General features: G+C 67.5%; 17 protein-coding genes. 4 read left to right on the forward strand and 13 right to left on the reverse strand.

The features are described 5' to 3' along the window. The first annotated feature begins 34 nt into the window (after nt 1-34). A complete protein-coding gene (locus AC06E7_RS04215; RefSeq protein ID WP_478063148.1) occupies nt 35-655 on the forward strand; it encodes a LolA family protein in 621 nt (206 codons plus the stop codon). Between the two features lie 116 nt (nt 656-771). Then, the gene (locus tag AC06E7_RS04220) at nt 772-1548 is read left to right on the forward strand and encodes a DUF481 domain-containing protein (protein ID WP_068854114.1); all 777 of its coding nucleotides are present in this window, start codon (nt 772-774) and stop codon (nt 1546-1548) included. A gap of 171 nt (nt 1549-1719) precedes the next feature. Here AC06E7_RS04220 and hemC read toward each other — a convergent pair whose 3' ends face one another. From hemC to AC06E7_RS04250, 6 genes are all read right to left on the reverse strand, one after another. Then, nucleotides 1720-2631 (reverse strand): hydroxymethylbilane synthase, encoded by a 912-nt coding sequence (gene hemC, locus AC06E7_RS04225; protein WP_478063151.1) that lies wholly within the window; start codon nt 2629-2631, stop codon nt 1720-1722. A 17-nt stretch (nt 2632-2648) separates the two neighbouring features. Next, nucleotides 2649-3377 carry a LytR/AlgR family response regulator transcription factor gene (locus AC06E7_RS04230; protein ID WP_068854116.1) on the reverse strand — a complete coding sequence of 243 codons (729 nt, stop codon included), beginning with the start codon at nt 3375-3377 and terminating at the stop codon, nt 2649-2651. A 10-nt stretch (nt 3378-3387) separates the two neighbouring features. After that, nucleotides 3388-4434 (reverse strand): sensor histidine kinase, encoded by a 1047-nt coding sequence (locus tag AC06E7_RS04235; protein ID WP_478063153.1) that lies wholly within the window; start codon nt 4432-4434, stop codon nt 3388-3390. Nucleotides 4435-4437: 3 nt separating this feature from the next. Next, nucleotides 4438-5112 carry an alpha/beta hydrolase gene (locus AC06E7_RS04240; RefSeq protein ID WP_447786754.1) on the reverse strand — a complete coding sequence of 225 codons (675 nt, stop codon included), beginning with the start codon at nt 5110-5112 and terminating at the stop codon, nt 4438-4440. A gap of 43 nt (nt 5113-5155) precedes the next feature. Then, nucleotides 5156-7060 carry a glucans biosynthesis glucosyltransferase MdoH gene (gene mdoH / locus AC06E7_RS04245; protein WP_478063155.1) on the reverse strand — a complete coding sequence of 635 codons (1905 nt, stop codon included), beginning with the start codon at nt 7058-7060 and terminating at the stop codon, nt 5156-5158. A 398-nt stretch (nt 7061-7458) separates the two neighbouring features. Further along, nucleotides 7459-7623: a hypothetical protein gene (locus AC06E7_RS04250; RefSeq protein ID WP_478063157.1), complete on the reverse strand. Its 165-nt coding sequence runs from the start codon at nt 7621-7623 to the stop codon at nt 7459-7461. A 211-nt stretch (nt 7624-7834) separates the two neighbouring features. Between AC06E7_RS04250 and AC06E7_RS04255 the strand changes: the two genes are divergently transcribed. After that, complete coding sequence (locus tag AC06E7_RS04255; protein WP_068854119.1) at nt 7835-8224, forward strand: DUF2628 domain-containing protein; 390 nt, start codon at nt 7835-7837, stop codon at nt 8222-8224. Nucleotides 8225-8281: 57 nt separating this feature from the next. Here AC06E7_RS04255 and AC06E7_RS04260 read toward each other — a convergent pair whose 3' ends face one another. Both AC06E7_RS04260 and AC06E7_RS04265 read right to left on the reverse strand, forming a co-directional pair. Further along, nucleotides 8282-10879 carry a methyl-accepting chemotaxis protein gene (locus AC06E7_RS04260; protein ID WP_478063159.1) on the reverse strand — a complete coding sequence of 866 codons (2598 nt, stop codon included), beginning with the start codon at nt 10877-10879 and terminating at the stop codon, nt 8282-8284. A gap of 168 nt (nt 10880-11047) precedes the next feature. Next, nucleotides 11048-12502 carry a SulP family inorganic anion transporter gene (locus AC06E7_RS04265; protein WP_478063161.1) on the reverse strand — a complete coding sequence of 485 codons (1455 nt, stop codon included), beginning with the start codon at nt 12500-12502 and terminating at the stop codon, nt 11048-11050. A gap of 68 nt (nt 12503-12570) precedes the next feature. Between AC06E7_RS04265 and AC06E7_RS04270 the strand changes: the two genes are divergently transcribed. Beyond that, a complete protein-coding gene (locus tag AC06E7_RS04270) occupies nt 12571-12855 on the forward strand; it encodes a putative quinol monooxygenase (RefSeq protein WP_217535661.1) in 285 nt (94 codons plus the stop codon). Here the strand turns inward: AC06E7_RS04270 and AC06E7_RS04275 are convergent. Genes AC06E7_RS04275 through AC06E7_RS04295 form a run of 5 tightly spaced genes read right to left on the reverse strand, consistent with a single transcriptional unit; the run spans nt 12849 to nt 17430 of the window. Then, on the reverse strand, nt 12849-14798 hold the full coding sequence (locus tag AC06E7_RS04275) for a response regulator (protein WP_478063162.1): 1950 nt from the start codon (nt 14796-14798) through the stop codon (nt 12849-12851). The genes AC06E7_RS04270 and AC06E7_RS04275 overlap by 7 nt on opposite strands. Beyond that, nucleotides 14785-15648: a sensor histidine kinase gene (locus AC06E7_RS04280; RefSeq protein ID WP_068854124.1), complete on the reverse strand. Its 864-nt coding sequence runs from the start codon at nt 15646-15648 to the stop codon at nt 14785-14787. The genes AC06E7_RS04275 and AC06E7_RS04280 overlap by 14 nt, the downstream gene beginning before the upstream one ends. Beyond that, nucleotides 15645-16661: an ATP-binding protein gene (locus AC06E7_RS04285; protein ID WP_478063165.1), complete on the reverse strand. Its 1017-nt coding sequence runs from the start codon at nt 16659-16661 to the stop codon at nt 15645-15647. Before AC06E7_RS04285 ends, AC06E7_RS04280 begins: the two co-directional genes overlap by 4 nt. Continuing rightward, nucleotides 16652-17053 carry an ATP-binding protein gene (locus tag AC06E7_RS04290; RefSeq protein WP_184125758.1) on the reverse strand — a complete coding sequence of 134 codons (402 nt, stop codon included), beginning with the start codon at nt 17051-17053 and terminating at the stop codon, nt 16652-16654. Before AC06E7_RS04290 ends, AC06E7_RS04285 begins: the two co-directional genes overlap by 10 nt. Beyond that, the gene (locus tag AC06E7_RS04295) at nt 17050-17430 is read right to left on the reverse strand and encodes an STAS domain-containing protein (RefSeq protein WP_210131118.1); all 381 of its coding nucleotides are present in this window, start codon (nt 17428-17430) and stop codon (nt 17050-17052) included. The genes AC06E7_RS04290 and AC06E7_RS04295 overlap by 4 nt, the downstream gene beginning before the upstream one ends.

The raw sequence follows: 17430 nt of genomic DNA on the forward strand, positions 1-17430 counted from the left end.
TATCGTGGGGCCCCCTGCCCGCCCGAACCCCGCCATGCGCCTGCTGCCTGCCGTTGCCGTGCTGTCCCTGCTGCTGTCTGCCTGCGGGCAGGCACCTGCGCCCGCCGCGCCCGCCGCGCCTGCAGCCGCCACGCCGCCGGTGCCGGTCGCCAGCGATCCCGCGCAGGCGGTACTGGCCGCCAGCCAGCGCTTCGGGCAGCTGCGCAGCTTCCACGCCAGCCTGCACATGCAGGGGCCGCGAACGCTGGACGCCCGCATGGAATTCGTGGCGCCGGACCGCTACCGCCTGCAGACCGACGAGGGCGTGCAGACCATCATCGGCGACACGTTCTTCCTGCAGCGCGCCGGCGAAGTCCGCCAGGTGCCGGTGCCGCCGGGCCTGCTGGCGCAATGGCGCAGTCCGTTGCCGGCTGACGCCACCGCCGCCGAACTGCAGGTTGAAGCGCTGGGCGAGGAACGCGTGGACGGGCAGCCCGCCCGCCGCTACCGCGTGCGCCATGCCAGCGCCGCACCGGACGGCATGCTGTACTGGATCAACGCGGCCGGCCTTCCGGTGCGGATCGAACGGCAGGGCCAGACCCAGGGCAAAGCCTTCAAGGTCACGGTGGATTACAGCCGTTTCGACGACCCCACACTGCAGATCGCAGTGCCCTGAACAGGCGACAAGTCCAAACCTCTCCTAAAGCACGGGCGGGAAAAGGAAAAACCGCGTGAAGGCATCCAGTATCATCACGCGTTGCTCCTCCCCCCTGTTGATCCGGAGAATCGTTGATGTCCCTGCGCGTGACGTTGCTTGCTTCCCTGCTGCTCAGTGCCCCGGCCGCCTTTGCCCAGGACACCACCGACCTGGCCGCGATGACCTCGCCTTGGAGCGGCAGCGGCGGCGAACTCGGCTTTGCCTCCGCACGGGGCAACAGCAACACCGAAAGTGCCAACGGCCGCCTGCGCCTGCGCTATACCGATGACGACTGGGTGCACAGCATGGACCTGTTCGGCCTGCGCTCGCGTTCGGAATACACCGAAACCGCCGACGATGGCACCGTCACCAAGCGCAGCAACACCACCGCCAACCGCTACACCGGCAGTGCCGGCAGCGCGCTGCAGCTGGGCGAGCACCGCCAGATCACCGCCACGGTGCGTTATGAGCGCGACGATTTCGCCACCTACGACCGCCAGAGTTCATTCGGTCTCGGTTACGGCACCCGGCTGGTCGAAGGCGACCGTTTCTACATGGACGCGCAGATCGGCCCCGGTGTGCGCCGCACGCACAACACCGAAGACGACGAAACCCGTACCGGCCTGATCGGCCGCGGGCTGTTCGACGTGAAGTATTCGCTGACCCCCAATACCGACCTGATCAACACCCTGCTGGTGGAATCGGGCTCGTACAACACCTTCGGCCAGAACGATTTCGGCGTGTCGGTGAGCATGAACGAGCACCTGGCCCTGAAGGCCGCCTGGCAGGCGCGTTACAACAGCGACGTAGCCGAAGACAAGCGCAAGACCGATACCCTGACCACGATGAACGTGGTCTACAAATTCAAGTAATGGGGACAACCGGGATCCGTGGTTGGTTCATCCCGATCCCAATGGGCCCGTAGCAATTCGTAGGTCCGGCCGTTGGCCGGACACCGCGCGCAGCGCGGCCCAACCATCCAAAACCGACCCGAACGCCGGTGGCTGCCTTCCACCGGCGTTTATCAATGATCGAAACGCGCCTCAGACGGCGATCAACTCGCCGGCGCCGCCGTCCAGCAGGCCCTGGGCCACCGCCTTCCCGAGCGCATCAGGGTCACTGCCCGGGCCCCGCGCTTCGGCGCGGATCAGCCGCCCGTCGGCCACGCCGCCGACCAGGCCCTGCAGGAACAGATCGTCGCCCTCCCACTGCGCGTAGCCTGCCACCGGCACGTGGCAGCTGCCGTGCAGCGCGCGGTTCATGGCGCGCTCGGCTTCCACGCAGGCGCGCGTACGTGCATCGTCGAGCGCGGCGAACAGTGCCATCACCCGCGCATCGTCGCCGTTGCATTCCACCGTGACCGCGCCCTGCGCCGGCGCCGGCAACCAGTCCGGTGCAGCGAGCCGCGCCACGATGCGCCCGCCCAGCCCCAGCCGTTCCAGGCCCGCCACGGCCAGCACGATGGCGTCGTAGCCGCCGTTGTCGAGCTTGGCCAGGCGCGTGTTGACGTTGCCGCGCAGGTCCAGCAGTTCCAGGTCCGGGCGCAGCGCGCGCAGCTGGGCCTGGCGGCGCAGCGAGGAAGTGCCCACGCGCGCGCCGATCGGCAGCGCGTCCACCGAGGCGTACAGGTTGGAAATGAACCCGTCGGCCGGGTCGTGCCGGGTCAGCATCGCCGGCAGCGCGAACGGCGCGTCCAGTTCCATCGGCACGTCCTTGAGCGAGTGCACGGCGCAGTCCGCATCGCCCCGCAGCATGGCCAGCTCCAACTCCTTCAGGAACAGGCCCTTGCCGCCGATCGCGGCCAGCGAGCGGTCCAGCACCTCGTCGCCGCGGGTGCTCATCGGCACCAGCACCACGTCCAGCCCGGGGTGGGCCTGGCGCAGGCGGTCGGCAACGTGTTCGCTCTGCCACAGGGCAAGCGGGCTCTTTCGGGTGGCGATGCGCAGGCTGGTCATGCGCCCATTATCGCCGGTTACAGGTGCTTGAGGTCCTGCTTCAGGCTCGCCACGCAGCGCCGGCTGACCTCCAGCGGGGCCTTGCCATGGCGCAGCACGGCCTGGACCTGGCCCGCGCCATTTCGTCGCAGCTCCACCAGTTCGTGGCGGGCCACCAGGCAGTTGCGGTGGATGCGCACGAAACGGCTGGCAAATTCCTCTTCCAGCGACTTCAGCGACTCCTCGATGAGGTCCTCGCCGCGCGCATGGTGCACCACCACGTACTTTTCCTCGGCCTGCATGTAGTGGATGTCGTCGATCGGGATCAGCCGCAGGCTGCCGCGCAGGCGCGCGCACAACAGCGTGCGTGCCTGCTGGCTGGGCGCGCTGGGCTGCCCGTTGCGGCCGGCCAGGAACGTCCGGGCGCGTTCCAGCGCGGCAACCAGGCGTTCACTACGTACCGGCTTCATCAGGTAATCGATGGCCGCCGCTTCGAATGCGGACAGCGCGTGCGCATCGTAGGCGGTGCAGAACACCACCGCCGGGCGCGGATCGAACGTGGCCAGGTGACGGGCGGCCTCCAGGCCGTCCAGCCCGGGCATGGCGATATCCAGCAGCACCAGGTCCGGCTGCAGCTCCGCGCAGGCATGCAGCGCCTGCTCGCCATTCTCGGCTTCGGCCACCACCTCGACCCCGGGCTGTTCGGCCAGCAGGCTGCGCAGGCGCTCGCGGGCGAGCGGCTCGTCGTCGGCGATGACAACTCTCAAGCAGGCTTCCTCACTGAACAGGCACGAAGATGTCGCAGGCATAGTAGCCGTCGTTCCATGCCCCCGTCATCCGTGCAGCCGGGCCGAACCGCCAGGCCAGGCGATGCGCGATGTTGCGCTGCGCGTGCCCGGCGCCCTGCATCAGCGGCAGCGCACGCACGTCCGGATCGGGCGCGGGGTTCTGGATGCGGATGTGCAGCTGCGCCGCTTCGAAGGACAGCGCAATGACGATGGTGCCGCCAGCCGGCAGCCGCGAGATGCCATGCAGCACTGCATTTTCCACCAGCGGCTGCAGCACCAGGCGCGGCATCGGCAGGGTCCAAGGCAAACCGTCTGCGCGTTGCCATTCCACCTGCAGGCGCTCCCCCAGCCGCAGCGATTCGATCGACAGGTAGGCTTCGGCCAGTTCGCACTCGGCCTGCAGGGTGGAGTCGCCCTCGCCCGCCCCCAGCGCGGCACGGAACAGGTCGGACAGATCCAGCACCGCGCGCTCGGCCACTTCCGGATCACGCCGCACCAGGCTGGCGATGAGATTCATGCTGTTGAACAGGAAATGCGGGCGGATCCGCGCCTGCAGCGCATCGGCCTGCGCGCGTGCGTTGGCCACGGTCTGCGCGCTCCAGCGATCGCTCACGTAGAAGTAGCGCAACGCCAGTGCCACGATCAGCGCGGTGACCGTGGCGCAGCCCAGGGTGAACCGCCAGAAGCCGACATCCCCGGCGAAACCGCGCGCATCCAGCACCGCATACAGCGCGTGCACGATGCCCGTGCAGGCAGCAGCGATCAGGGCGGCCATGGCAACTGCCAGCGCCGAACCCAACGCTTCCGGGAGCCGCGACAAGGTCGCCCGCGCCGCGCACAGACTCACCGTGACCGCCAATGCCAGCCACAACGCCAGGCCGCTGGCCGACAGGAAATCCGGCACGCTCCATTGCCGGCTGCCGTCGGGCGACAGCGCTACCACCACCACCACCAGCTCTGCCAGGCCGAGCATCGCGCCCAGCCGCGGCAGGCGGCACAGCTCGGGCAACCACAGCTGCTGGCGCGGGTCGTTCATGGCTCAGGCGGTGGCGAAGCGTGCGTCCAGCCAGTCGCCCAGCGCCTGCAGTTCTTCGGCGCAGACCTGGTGGGCCATGGAATAGGAATGCCACTCCAGCGGGAAGCCGGCTGCCGTGAGCCGCTGGGCGGTGTCGGCAGCGATCACCTGCGGGATCACCGGATCCTGCGCGCCATGGGCCATGAACACCGGCGGCCGCGCGCCATCGGCAATGGCGGCCTTGATGGCCGTTTCCGGATCCGGCAGGTAGGTGGACAGCGCGATCAGACCGGCGATGGGCCGGGTCGAGCGCAATGCGGCGCTGAGGATGATCGCCCCGCCCTGCGAGAAGCCGGCGAGCAGGATGCGCTCGACCGGAATGCCGCGCGCGACCTCGGCATCGATCAGGGCATCCAGCGCCCGTACCGAGGCATCCACACCGGAAGCATCGGCGCGCGAGCGGAAGTCCATGCTGACGATGTCATACCAGGCGCGCATGGGCACGCCGTTGTTGATGGTGATCGGCTGCATCGGGGCATGCGGAAACACGAAGCGGATCGCCGGCCAGTGCGGACGCAGCAGCTCGGGCACGATCGGGGCGAAATCATGGCCATCCGCGCCCAGGCCGTGCAGCCAGAGCACGGACCATTGCGGGTTGGCGGCGGTTTCGTTGACTACGGTTTCCAGCGCTTGCGACATCGTGCGGCTCCAGTACGTTCTGGCCGCATTATGGGGCCAGATGTCAGTGGCCGGCGCGTTGGGCAGCAGCACGGCGCAGTTCGGCGGCGCGCTGCAGGATGGTCGGCGGGGTGGTCTCTTCCGGGATTTCCATCAGGCGCAGGCGGTGCAGCAGGTCGCCGGCGCGGCGCCCGGAAGTCAACGCGACCACCGGAATGGCCAGCACCATGCCCACCACCACCGGCGCCATCCAGGCGGCCAGCGCCGGCGACACCGCATAGGCCAGCACGCCCATGAACAACCCGAACACGCTCAGGCCACCGTAGCCCTTGATCAGCGCCGGCCAGGAAATGCCGCCGTCATCGCGCTGCTGTGCATCCCAGCCGGAATCCTTGCCGGCCAGCACTTCGGCCACGCCGCGCGACTGCACGTACATCACTACCGGCGCCATCAGCGCGGCCAGCACGGTTTCCAGCAGCATCGACACGAATGCGCGAATGCCCCCGCCGCAACCGCGGCGCTCGGCCGGGTCGATCAACATCGCGATGTAGCCCAGCACCTTGGGCAGCAACAGCACCGCCATGGTGATGGCGAACATGCGGATCACCTGGGTTTCATCCTGCTGGCGCCAGTACAGGCCCGGCGACATGTGCAGCACTTCGCTGAAATCGATACCGCCCTGGAACAGCGGGATGGCAATGCCGATCAGCATCAGCATCGCCCACATCGGCGCGGTGAAGTAATGGCCGATGCCGATCATCATGTGCATGCGGCTGACCCAGTGCAGGCCACGCGAACCCACCACCTTGGCGTGCTGCAGGTTGCCCTGGCACCAGCGGCGGTCGCGCACCAGCATGTCGGTCAGGGTCGGCGGACCTTCTTCATAGCTGCCCTTGAGGTAGGGCACCATGTGGGTGGCCCAGCCACCTCGACGCATCAACGCCGCCTCGACGAAATCGTGGCTCAGTACGTGGCCACCAAACGGCTGCCGGCCCGGCAACGGCGGCAGGCCGGCGTTCTCGGCAAAGGCCTCGGTACGGATCACCGCGTTATGGCCCCAGTAATTGCTTTCCGCGCCGTGCCACCAGGCCACGCCGCGCCCGATCACCGGCCCGTACACGCGCCCGCCAAACTGCTGCATGCGCGCGAACAGGGTACGCCCACCGATCACCGCCGGCAGGGTCTGGATCAGGCCCACGTCCGGGTTGTGCTCCATGCCCGCCACCAGCCGCACGATGGTGTCGCCGGTCATCAGGCTGTCGGCGTCCAGGATCAGCATCTGCGGGTAACCGCCGCCGAAGCGGCGCACCCAGTCGGCGATGTTGCCGGCCTTGCGCCCGCTGTTGTCGCCACGGCGCCGGTAGAACAGGCGCTCATGCCCACCGACCGCGTCGCACAGCTCGGCGAACGCCTGCTCTTCGGCCGCACCGATGTCCTCGCGCCGGGTGTCGCTGAGCACGAAGAAGTCGAACTGTTCCAGCTGCCCGGTGCTGGCCACCGATTCGTAGATGGCCTGCAGGCCGGCCAGCAGCCGACGCGGGTCTTCGTTGTACGTGGGCATCAACAGCGCGGTACGCGTATGCACCTGTGGCAGGGGCTCGTCCGGGTCGATCCCCAGCTTGTAGCCGCGGTCGAACACCGCGGTGAGGAACCCGGCCAATGCACCGGCAAAGGACAGCGCGATCCAGGCGAACAACGCCACGAACAGCACCAGCAGGCAGCCTTCCAACACGGTGATGCCGTTGGTAGCCAGCACCTTCCACATCATGTGGGTGGCGGCCACGGTCATGGCCGCCGTGCCGCCGAAGATGTAGAAGCGACGCAGCGCAATCATGCGCGGCGCGGTGCGCTGGCGCGGCGTCAGCAGGCGGCCTTGGGTAAAGGTCTGTTCGGGCATGCCCATCGGGCTTTCGACGGGCAGCACCGGGCGGCCGGCATCGATCACGGCGTTGACGGTCTGCACACTCATGCGCGGCTACCCTGCGTGCGCTTCCCGCCAGTGCTGCCCTGTCCTGCAGCGGCCTGGCCGTGGCCGGCGCCCTGCTGATGTCTGTGACTACCGGAACCCACGAACTCTCCAACGGCACTGAGGCGAAAAATGCGGCCCAGCATAGGGGGCCAAATGTAAGCCGCGCGCGAAGGGGCTTTCGGGGTATTTCTCCCCATTCAGCAAACTTGCGCAAGCCCTCGAACGGGCGGATTGCGACAAACGGCCGCAGGCCTTGTGCCGTAAGACTTTCCCTATTCAGGGCGTAGGGTAACCCCTGGCAGAAGGCGCCTCAGGGCAGCCTGGGCAGGAAGGCCGGGGACAGACGCACCCGGCATGGAACTGCGCAGACCGGCGCTCAATGGGGGGATGAACCCGCTTCAGGCCGAGGTGGCGTCCACGGCCACATCGCTCTCCACCGGCAGTCGCGCCAGCGCGCGCGAACCGACATGGGAGAACTGCAGCTGTGCCAGCAGATGCTGCGCCTGGGTGGCAACCGGACACGGCAGGATGCGCGGGCCGGCTTCAGGACGCTCAGTGGACATCACAACACTCGACATGGTCTGACTCTCGATCGCTTCCAATACACCCGCGCGGCACCCATGCCGCGAGGAATGCGAACCCTATATGAATTTGTGGACGAATGTGTGACGTCGCCCACGCCGGAATGCGTCAGCACTGCCGCGCGCCCGAAAACTGGCGCTTTTCAATAGTCAGCGACTATCATGTAACCGTTTTCAACATCATAAAGTGGATATGGATTCCAACATCGCGTCATCCTTCAGCCCCAAGTGGCAGTTCCGGTTCGACTTCTTCAATGCCCACGGGGCGCCAAACTCGCCGGCCTTCAAGGCCGCCTACAAGGCGCTGCCGTTCGGGCAGAAGGTCAAGGTCAACTTCAACTTCTTCGCCCTGTTCTTCGGCTGCATCTACCTCTTCATCCTGGGCATGTGGCGCAAGGCCCTGACGATCCTGGGCCTGACCCTGGTGCTCGGCGTGGTGCTGGCATTCCTGCCCGACCCGATCGGCCGTGGCATCGCGATTGCGTGGTCGCTGTTCATTGCGCTCACCACCAACTACAACTACTACCTGGAAAAAGTGAAGGGCGACACCAGCTGGAACCCCTTCCAGGGCATGCGCTGGTAACCCCCCGCAGCTCGCCTCACCTGAAAAGCCCGGTCGATTGACCGGGCTTTTTGTTGCTCAGAAGGTTTCCCATTCGGTCTCGACCGCTGCCGCTGCTGCACGCACCGGGGCCCGTTTCTGGCCGACGGACTTGCGCGGTGCCGCAGGCGCTGCGGCCGGCGCAGCCGCGCCGGTGCGGAAGATCGCCACCGCCGTGCCCAGGTGCTGGGCCTGCTCTTCCATCGCCCGCGCCGCCGCGGTGGCTTCTTCCACCAGCGCCGCATTCTGCTGGGTGGTTTCATCCATCTGGGTGATGGTCTGGTTGACCTGCTCGATGCCGGCGGACTGCTCCTTCGAGGCGGCGGAAATCTCGGCCATGATGTCGTTGACCCGGCGCACGCCGGCAACGATCTCTTCCATGGTGCGCCCGGCGGTCTGCACCAGCGCCGAGCCTTCGGCGACCTGCTCCACCGAATCGTCGATCAACTGCTTGATCTCCTTGGCCGCACCGGCCGAGCGCTGCGCCAGCGCGCGCACTTCCGAGGCCACCACCGCAAAGCCTCGGCCCTGCTCACCCGCGCGCGCCGCTTCCACGGCGGCGTTGAGCGCCAGGATGTTGGTCTGGAAGGCGATCCCATCGATCACCGAGATGATCTCGGCGATGCGCTTGGACGCGGCCTCGATCCCGGCCATGGTAGTCACCACCTGGCCCACCACCTGCCCGCCCTGTTCGGCCACGTTGGCAGCACCGGCCGCCAGCTGGTTGGCCTGTACGGCGTGGTCGGCGTTCTGGCGCACGGTGGAGGTCAGTTCCTCCATAGACGCGGCGGTTTCCTCCAGGCTCGCGGCCTGCTGTTCGGTACGGCGCGACAGATCGCTGTTGCCCGAGGCGATTTCGCCCGCCGCCAGGTTGATGCTGTCGGTCGCCTGCTGGATACGACCGACGATGTCGGTCAGCTGGGTCACGGTGGTATCGGCATCGTCGCGCATCTGCGCGAACACGCCATGGAACTGGCCGTGCATGCGCGCGGTGAGGTCACCGGCGGCGATCGCGCGCAGCAGCGCGGAGATCTGCTGCAGGTTGTCGTCGCTCACCTGCATCATGGTGTTGAGGTTTTCGACCATGGCGCGGAAGTCATGGTCGAAGCGCACTCCGTCGCCGCGCTGGCTGAAATCGCCGCGCGCGGCGGCACCGGCCAGGTCGCGGATCTGGGTATTGATCGCGCGCAGGTTGGCCTTGGTGGTCTCCATTGCATCGGTGAACACGGCCTGGTCGCCGGGCAGGCGGTCCATGTCCTGCGACAGATCGCCCACCGCATAGCGCTGCATCACCTCGACCAGGCGACGGGTGACGGCAATGTTGGCGCCCACCAGCTGGTTGGTGTCTTCGACCATGCGTCCGTACGCGCCCGGGAAGGCCTGCGCATCCATCCGGTAGCCGAGTTCGCCGGCTTCATGGCGCTGCGCCATCTCGCCCTGCGCAGCCATCACCGCGCGCAGCTGGCCGCGCATGCGCTGCATGGATTCCAGCAGGCGGCCAACCTCGTCGTCGCGTGGGGGCGGCAGCGGCGTGTCCAGGCGGCCTTCGGCCACGTCCGCCGAGAGCCGCACGGCATCGGCAAGCGGGCGGATCGCCTGGCGGCGCAGCAGCACGTACACGCTGGCGCTGAGCACCAGCGCCGCGCCCAGGCCAACGCCGAGGATGATCCACAGCAGCGAGCGCGCCTGTTCGGTGATCAGCGCATACGGCACGATCACGCCCAGCGCGAACCGCTCTTCGCTGCCACCGATGCGTAGCGGCACATACGCCTTCACGTTGCCTGCGGCATCCGGAGTGAACGCTTCGAAACGCTGGTCACGCGCCACGGCTGCAAGGACCTGCGCAGTGACGGCATCGTCGCGGCGCTGGCCGATCTGCCCGGCATCCTGCGCGGCCAGCACGATGCCGCCGGGCGAGATCAGTTCGACGTGGCCCTGGCCCATCGGGCGCAGCGCCGCCAGACGCTCCTGCAGCGCGGCCAGGCCGAAGTCCACGGTGACCGCGCCCAGGAACTGGCCGTTGTCGAGCACCGGGGTCGACAGCGTGGTCATCAGCACCTGCCTGCCGCCGATCTCATAACGGTACGGCTCGCTCACGGCCTGCCGCTTGAGCTCACGCGGGCGCAGGTACCAGTCACCATCGCCGGGGACGTCATAGCCCTTGAGTACATCCTGCACCGGCGCGCCGTCCTGCCAGGCCCAGTAGCTCATGAAGCGGCCGGTGGCATCGTGGGCGTCGGCACCGACGAAGTCGGCGTCCCTGCCATCGAAGGCCTGCGGTTCCCACAGCGTGCCCAGGCCCACCCATTCCGGGTGCGATTGCAGCTGCTGTTGCAGCACCTGTGCGGCGGTCGCGCGCGACAGGGTGGCAGCGCGGTGCTGCACCACCAGGCTGTCGGCCAGTGCCTGGCTGGTGGAAAACGCGGCGGCCAGGTCGGCACCGACCCGGCGCGATTCGGCCTCGGCCTGGCTTTCCATGGTCCGCCGCGAGGATTCGAGCAGCGCCTGGCTGGCTTCGCGGTAACTGAGGGCGGCGGTCACGCCGAAGCAGAGCATGGCGATCAGCGCGGTTCCCAGCATCAGCCGGTTGGCGATGCTGCCGGGGCGCTTGGAAGCGGACGGGCGGGACGTGGACATGGGGGTGTTCCAGGCAGGAGTACAGAACAGCGCGCGCCCGAGGGCACCGCTACTACGTCACGCAGTCCATTGCGGCCCGCCCGGCACGGTGCAACGCACATGCAGGTCGGGTCATACGCTGGTAACGGCCCTGTGCTGGAGATGTTGAGCGCCGGATCCTGACCGGGTTCAGTGAGGCGTACGGCCACCCAGCCGCTCCACCAGCGTCTGGCTGGCGGCATTGAGTCCGATCACCTCGACCTGCGCGCCATGCCCGCGCAGTTTGAGGGTAACCCTGTCCAGTGCGCCAACCGCACTCAGGTCCCAGAAGTGCGCCTGGCTGAGGTCGATCCGCACCCGCGCCGGCACTTCCTGGAAATCAAAGCTCTCGCCGAACTGCCCCGCCGAAGCGAAGAACACCTGCCCGGTGGCCGTGTAGGTGCGGACTCCGCCGGCATCGGTGTGGTCGGTGACGACCAGCAGCCGACCCACCTTGCGCGCGAAGAACAACGCCGACAGCAGCACTCCGGTCAGCACGCCCTTGGCCAGGTCGTGGGTGGCAACGGTCACCACGACGGTGGCCACCATCACCACCGAGGAGCTCATGGGGTGCACGCGGAACTCGGCAAAGGAACGCCAGTGGAAGGTCCCGATGCTGACCATGATCATCACCGCCACCAACGCGGCCATGGGAATCTGCCGCACCCAGTCGTGCCCGTACACCACCAGCAGCAACAGCAGCACGCCTGCCACCAGGCAGGACAACCGGCCACGCCCGCCGGAGGATACATTGATGACCGACTGCCCGATCATCGCGCAGCCGCCCATGCCGCCGAACAGGCCAGCGGTGATGTTGGCCAGGCCCTGGCCGGCGCACTCACGGTTGCGCTGGCTCGGGGTGTCGGTCATGTCCTCGACGATCTGCGCGGTCATCATCGACTCCAGCAGGCCCACCACCGCGAGGGTTGCCGAGACCGGCAGCAGCAGCGCCAGCGTGTCCCACGTCATCGGCACATCGGGGAACAGGAACGTGGGCAGGCTGTCGGGCAGTGCGCCCATGTCGCCCACGGTCCGCACTTCCCAGTGCAGCCCGATCGACAGCGCGGTCAGCACCACGATGGCCACCAGCGGCGACGGCACTGCGCGGGTCAACCGCGGCAGCAGGTAGATGATCGCCAGCCCCGCCGCGCACACCGCCCACACCTGCCACGAGCGCCCGATCAGCTCGGGCATCTGTGCCAGGAAAATCAGGATGGCCAGTGCGTTGACGAAGCCGGTGATCACCGAACGCGACACGAACCGCATCAGCGCGCCCAGCTTCAGTGCGCCGGCGATGATCTGCAGCAGGCCGGCCAGGATCGTCGCGGCCAGCAGATACTGCAGGCCGTGGTCCTTCACCAGGTCCACCATCACCAGGGCCATTGCGCCGGTGGCCGCCGAGATCATGCCCGGCCGGCCGCCTGCGATGGCGGTGACCACGGCGATGCAGAACGACGCATACAGGCCCACCTTGGGGTCCACGCCGGCAATGATCGAGAAGGCAATGGCTTCAGGAATCAGCGCCAAGGCGACCACGGTGCCGGAAAGCAGGTCGCCACGGATATTGCCGAGCCACTGCTGGCGCGGGGGATAGGAGACAGACATGGGGGGCCAGGCGGCAAAACGGCGCGCAGGATACCATCGACCCTCCCTCGAGCAGCAGGAAGGCATCCATGTACGGTCTGATCGGAAAGATGAACATCGCTCCCGGCGAGCGCGACGCGGTCATCGCGATCCTGCTGGAGGGCACCCAGGCCATGCCGGGATGCCGGAGCTACGTGGTGGCCAAGGATCCCGCCAATGCCGACGCGATCTGGATCACTGAAGTCTGGGACAGCGCTGAACTCCACCACGCCTCGCTGGCGCTGCCGGGCGTGCAGCAGGCCATTGCCCGCGCACGCCCGCATATCACCGGCTTCGGCGAACGGTTCGAAACCGAACCGGTGGCAGGTTACTGACGGGGGCCGAACATCGCGCCAACGCTGTGCAGCAGTTCGTGCACGCTGAACGGCTTGGGCAGCAGCGACATGCCCTCGCCCAGGAACTCGTTGCGCACGGCGGCACTTTCCGTATAGCCGGTGATGAACAGCACCGGCAAGCTCGGGCGCAACGCGCGCGCGGCATCGGCCAGGTCGCGACCGTTCATGCCGGGCAGGCCGACGTCGGACAACAACAGATCCACGGCCCGCGCTGAATGCAGCTCCAGCAGCGCCTGCTGCGCGTTGGTGGCTTCCACGACCTGGTAGCCGACCTCGAGCAGCATCTCGCGCACCATCATCCGCACCGAATCGGTGTCGTCCACCAGCAGGATGCGTTCGGCATGGCCGCGCTGCACCTGCACCTGCGCCGTGGACGCAGACGCCGGCTCGACCTGTTGCTGCCCCTCGGGCAACAGCAGTTCGATCTCGGCACCTTCCCCCTGCTCGCTGGCAATACGGGCGCTGCCGCCGGACTGGCGCGCGAAGCCGTAGGTCATCGACAGGCCCAGGCCGGTGCCTTCGCCCTGCGGCTTGGTGGTGAAGAACGGTTCGAACACCTTGTTGATCAGGTCCAGTGGAATGCCGGTTCCGTTGTCGATCACCTTGATGGTGATGTAGTTGCCCGGCGACAGCTCGTGGTCACGCTCGATCCTCGCGCGGCCCGCGCGGATGCGGATCAGGCCCTGGCCGGCCAGCGCATCGCGCGCGTTGATGACCAGGTTGAGCATGACGTTCTCGAACTGGTTGGGATCGGCCATGGCCACCAGCGGTTCGGCGCCCAGCTCCAGTTCCAGTTCGATGTTCTCGCCGATCGAGCGCCGCAGCATGTCTTCCAGCGAGCGTACGCGGGCAACCACGTCGAACGTCTGCGGGTCCAGCGGCTGCTTGCGGGCAAAGGCCAGCATGCGCTGGGTCAGCGCCGCGGCGCGGTGTGCCGAGGCGGTGGCGATGTCGACGTAACGGCTTGCCTTGTCCCACTTGCCGCTGCTGGCGGCCATCTCGATCATGTCCAGGCCGGAGATGATGGTGGTCAGCAGGTTGTTGAAATCATGCGCGATACCGCCGGTCAGCTGGCCGAGCGAATCCATCTTCTGGGCCTGCATCAGCTCCATTTCGGTGCGCTCGCGCTCGGCGATCTGGAAGGCCAGCTCGCTGTTGGCGCTTTCCAGTTCCTGGCGCTGCTCCAGTTCGCGCACGTGGCGCTCGGTGATGTCTTCGACCAGCACCAGGCCGAGGCCAGGAGCGCTGTAGGGCGTCACCCGCCACTCGGTCATGCGCCGGTTGCCCTGCACCTGCAGGGCAAAGGTGCCCTGCCAACGCTCACCTTCGGCCAGCGCCACCTTCAACGCGCTCATCGGCCCGAACTGGTGGTCCAGCAAGGCCTCGATCCGGCCCGGCCCCAGGTCCTCTCCCAGCAGGCGCTTGAAGGCATCGTTGGCTTCATGCACCTGCAGCTGCGCATCCAGGACGGTGATCGGTGCATTGATCTGGCGGAAGATCTCGCCGAAACGCGCTTCGGCGTCGCGCAATGCGTCTTCGGCGCGGCGCGCACGCAGCAGGCTGCGCAGCGTGGCCAGCAGCACGTCCGGATCCACCGGGTGCACCAGGTAGGCATCGGCACCGGCGTTGAGGCCGGTGATGAGGTCCCCGGTGGCGATCGAGGCGGCCGAGACATGCACCACCGGCAACAGCTGCATGCGCGGGTCTTCGCGCAGCTGGCGAACCACGTCGAAACCGCTCATGTCGGGCAGGTTGACGTCCAGCACCAGCGCACCGAAATCCTGCGTGTTGAGCTGGACCAGGCCTTCGGTGCCGGTGCCGGCTTCTTCCACGCGGAACCCGTGGTGTTCCAGCACCCGGCGCACCGAATAGCGGGTGGCCGCGTTGTCGTCGACGATCAGGATCCGGTCACGCGTCGGCATCAGCGGTCTCCTCGGCAGCCAGCTTCAGCGGCAGCTTCACATGGAACTCCGAACCGACGCCCAGTTCGCTGGTCACCCCCACCTCGCCGCCCAGCAGCTCGGCAAAGCGCTTGCACAGCGACAAGCCCAGGCCGGTGCCGCGCAGACGCTTCTGCAGCGGCGTGTCCACCTGCACGAAATCCTCGAACAGGGTAGGCAGCAGGTCCTGCGGAATGCCGATGCCGGTGTCGCGAACGCTGAAGCACACCGAATGCGCGTCGACCAGCTTGGCCGACACCACCACCTGGCCGTTGGGCGTGAACTTGAGCGCATTGGAAATGAAGTTGCGCAGGATCTGCGCCAGCTTCTTGTCATCGGTGTACAGCAGGGGCAACGCCGGCGGATCCTCGAACACCAGGTCCACCCGGTTTTCTTCGATGAGGGGCCGGAACATGCCGCGCAGCGCCGCGAACAGGTCCATCAGGTCGAACCAGGCCGGCGAAATGGTGATCCGGCCCGCTTCGATCTTGGCCAGGTCCAGCAGGTCGTCGACCATTTCGCGCAGCTCGGCCGCCGAGCCGCTGATGAAGCGCACCTGCCGGCGCTGCTCCTCGGTCAGCGGGCCATCCATGCCGTCTTCCAGCAGCCGGGTCATGCTCAGTATCGAGCCCAGCGGCGTGCGGAATTCATGGCTCATGTAAGACAGGAACCGGCTCTTGAGCTCGGAGACCTCGCGCAGCTGCTCGGCCTGCTGGTCCAGTTCGGCGTACAGGGCCAGCACGCCCTGGTTGGTTTCCTCAAGCTCCGCGCGCAGGGCATCGGCCTGCGTGCGCAGCTGGACGATTTCCTGTTCGGGGGGAAGCGCGTTCAATGCAGGTCTCCGAGCCGCAGGGCGATGATGCCGGTGTCGTCGCGGCCACGATCGAAATCGCGCTGCAGCACCGCCACTATAAGTGCCGGGTGGCGATGGAACAGGCCGGGGTAGTCGCGCAGGCTCCAACGCGCCTGCAATCCATCACTGTGCATGAGCAGCAGCGTGCCTTCCGGCGCGTGAAAATGGAATGGTTGCGCCTTGCGGAACTGCACCCCGACGATGCCCGGGTGCGAGGCCATGCCACGGGTCGTGGTCGCCTCGTGCAGGCCCGCCGAAATGTTGCCGATGCCGGCAAACTGGACCGCGCCGCTGGCAACGTCCACGCTGGCAACCGCCGCGGCCCCGCCCCGGGTACCGGACATGCCGGCATGCATCGCCGCGACCAGGTCCGCCGGTGCAACCGCCCCGCGCGCGGCTGCGACCGCCACGCCGGCCTGGGCGGCATCGGCCGCCGGCAGCCCGTGCCCGAGGCCATCGATCAGCGTCACGGCCACCGACTGGGCATCGGCACGCAGGTGCCAGGCGTCGCCGCAGGCCACCTCATGGCGCATGGCCAGGCGCAGCGCACCGTAGGGCACGTCCACGTCGCGGGCAACGCGGCTGGCGTAGACGCGCGCCATTACCACGCAGCCCTTGTCGTCGGACCAGGCATCGAGCACGGTGGCCTGGCGCTGTATCGCGCCGAGGCCCAAGCCCTGCGTACCGCCGGTCGAATAGCCGTCAGGCAGCGACTGCGCCAGCGAGAAGCCCGGCCCGGCATCGAGGGTGCACAGTTCGATGCCCTCACCGCCGCGACCGCACACCACTGACAGGTACATGCGCCCGCCGCGTCCGTGCTTGATCACATTGGTGGCCAGCTCGGTGGCGGCCAGGGCCACCCGGCCGGCATCCATTTCATCGAAGCCGATGCCATCGGCCATGGCCAGCGCTTCGCGCCGGGCCTGCCCTACCTGCGAGACCTCTTCCACCACCACGACCCGGGTAACGCGGCCAGAGAAATTCAGATCCATTTGGTGATGGCAACCCGGGTGCCCTTGCCGGGTTCGCTCTCCAGTTCGAACTGGTCCACCAGCCGGCGCGAGCCGGACAGGCCCAGCCCCATGCCGCTGCCCGAGGTCCAGCCGTCGGTCAGGGCCTGGGCGATATCGGGAATGCCGGGGCCGTTGTCGGAGAACACCAGGCGCAGCCCGCGGCGCATGCCGCTGTCCACCACTTCCCATTCCATGCTGCCGCCGCCGCCATAGATCACGGCGTTGCGGGCCAGTTCGCTGGCGGCGGTGACCAGTTTGGTCTGGTCGATGAGCCGCATCCTGCATGCCACGGCCGCCTGCCGGGCAGCCTGGCGGGCCAGCACCACGTCCTGCTCGACGCGGATCGGCAAGGATCCACTGACGGCGGTCATGGCGACTCTTCGTCGGGCTGCTGCAGCAGGTCCATGCGCAGCAGTTCCATGCCACGTTCGACATTCAGCGCGGTGCGCACCCCGGTCAGGGTCAGGCCCAGCTCAACCAGCGTGATCGCCACGGCCGGCTGCATGCCCACCACCACGGTGGTGGCATCCATGATCCGGGCCAGTGACGAAATGGTGGAAATCATCCGGCCAATGAAGGAATCGACGATGTCCAACGCGGAAATGTCGATCAACACGCCGCGTGCAGACGTGTTCTGAATGCGTTCGGTCAGGTCGTCCTGCAGGGTCAGCGCAAGCTGGTCATGCATGTCCACCTGGATGGTTACCAGCAGCAGATTGCCCATCTGCAGGATCGGGATGCGGTCCAT

It is taken from the genome of Stenotrophomonas sp. Steno-Z4, assembly GCF_056393145.1.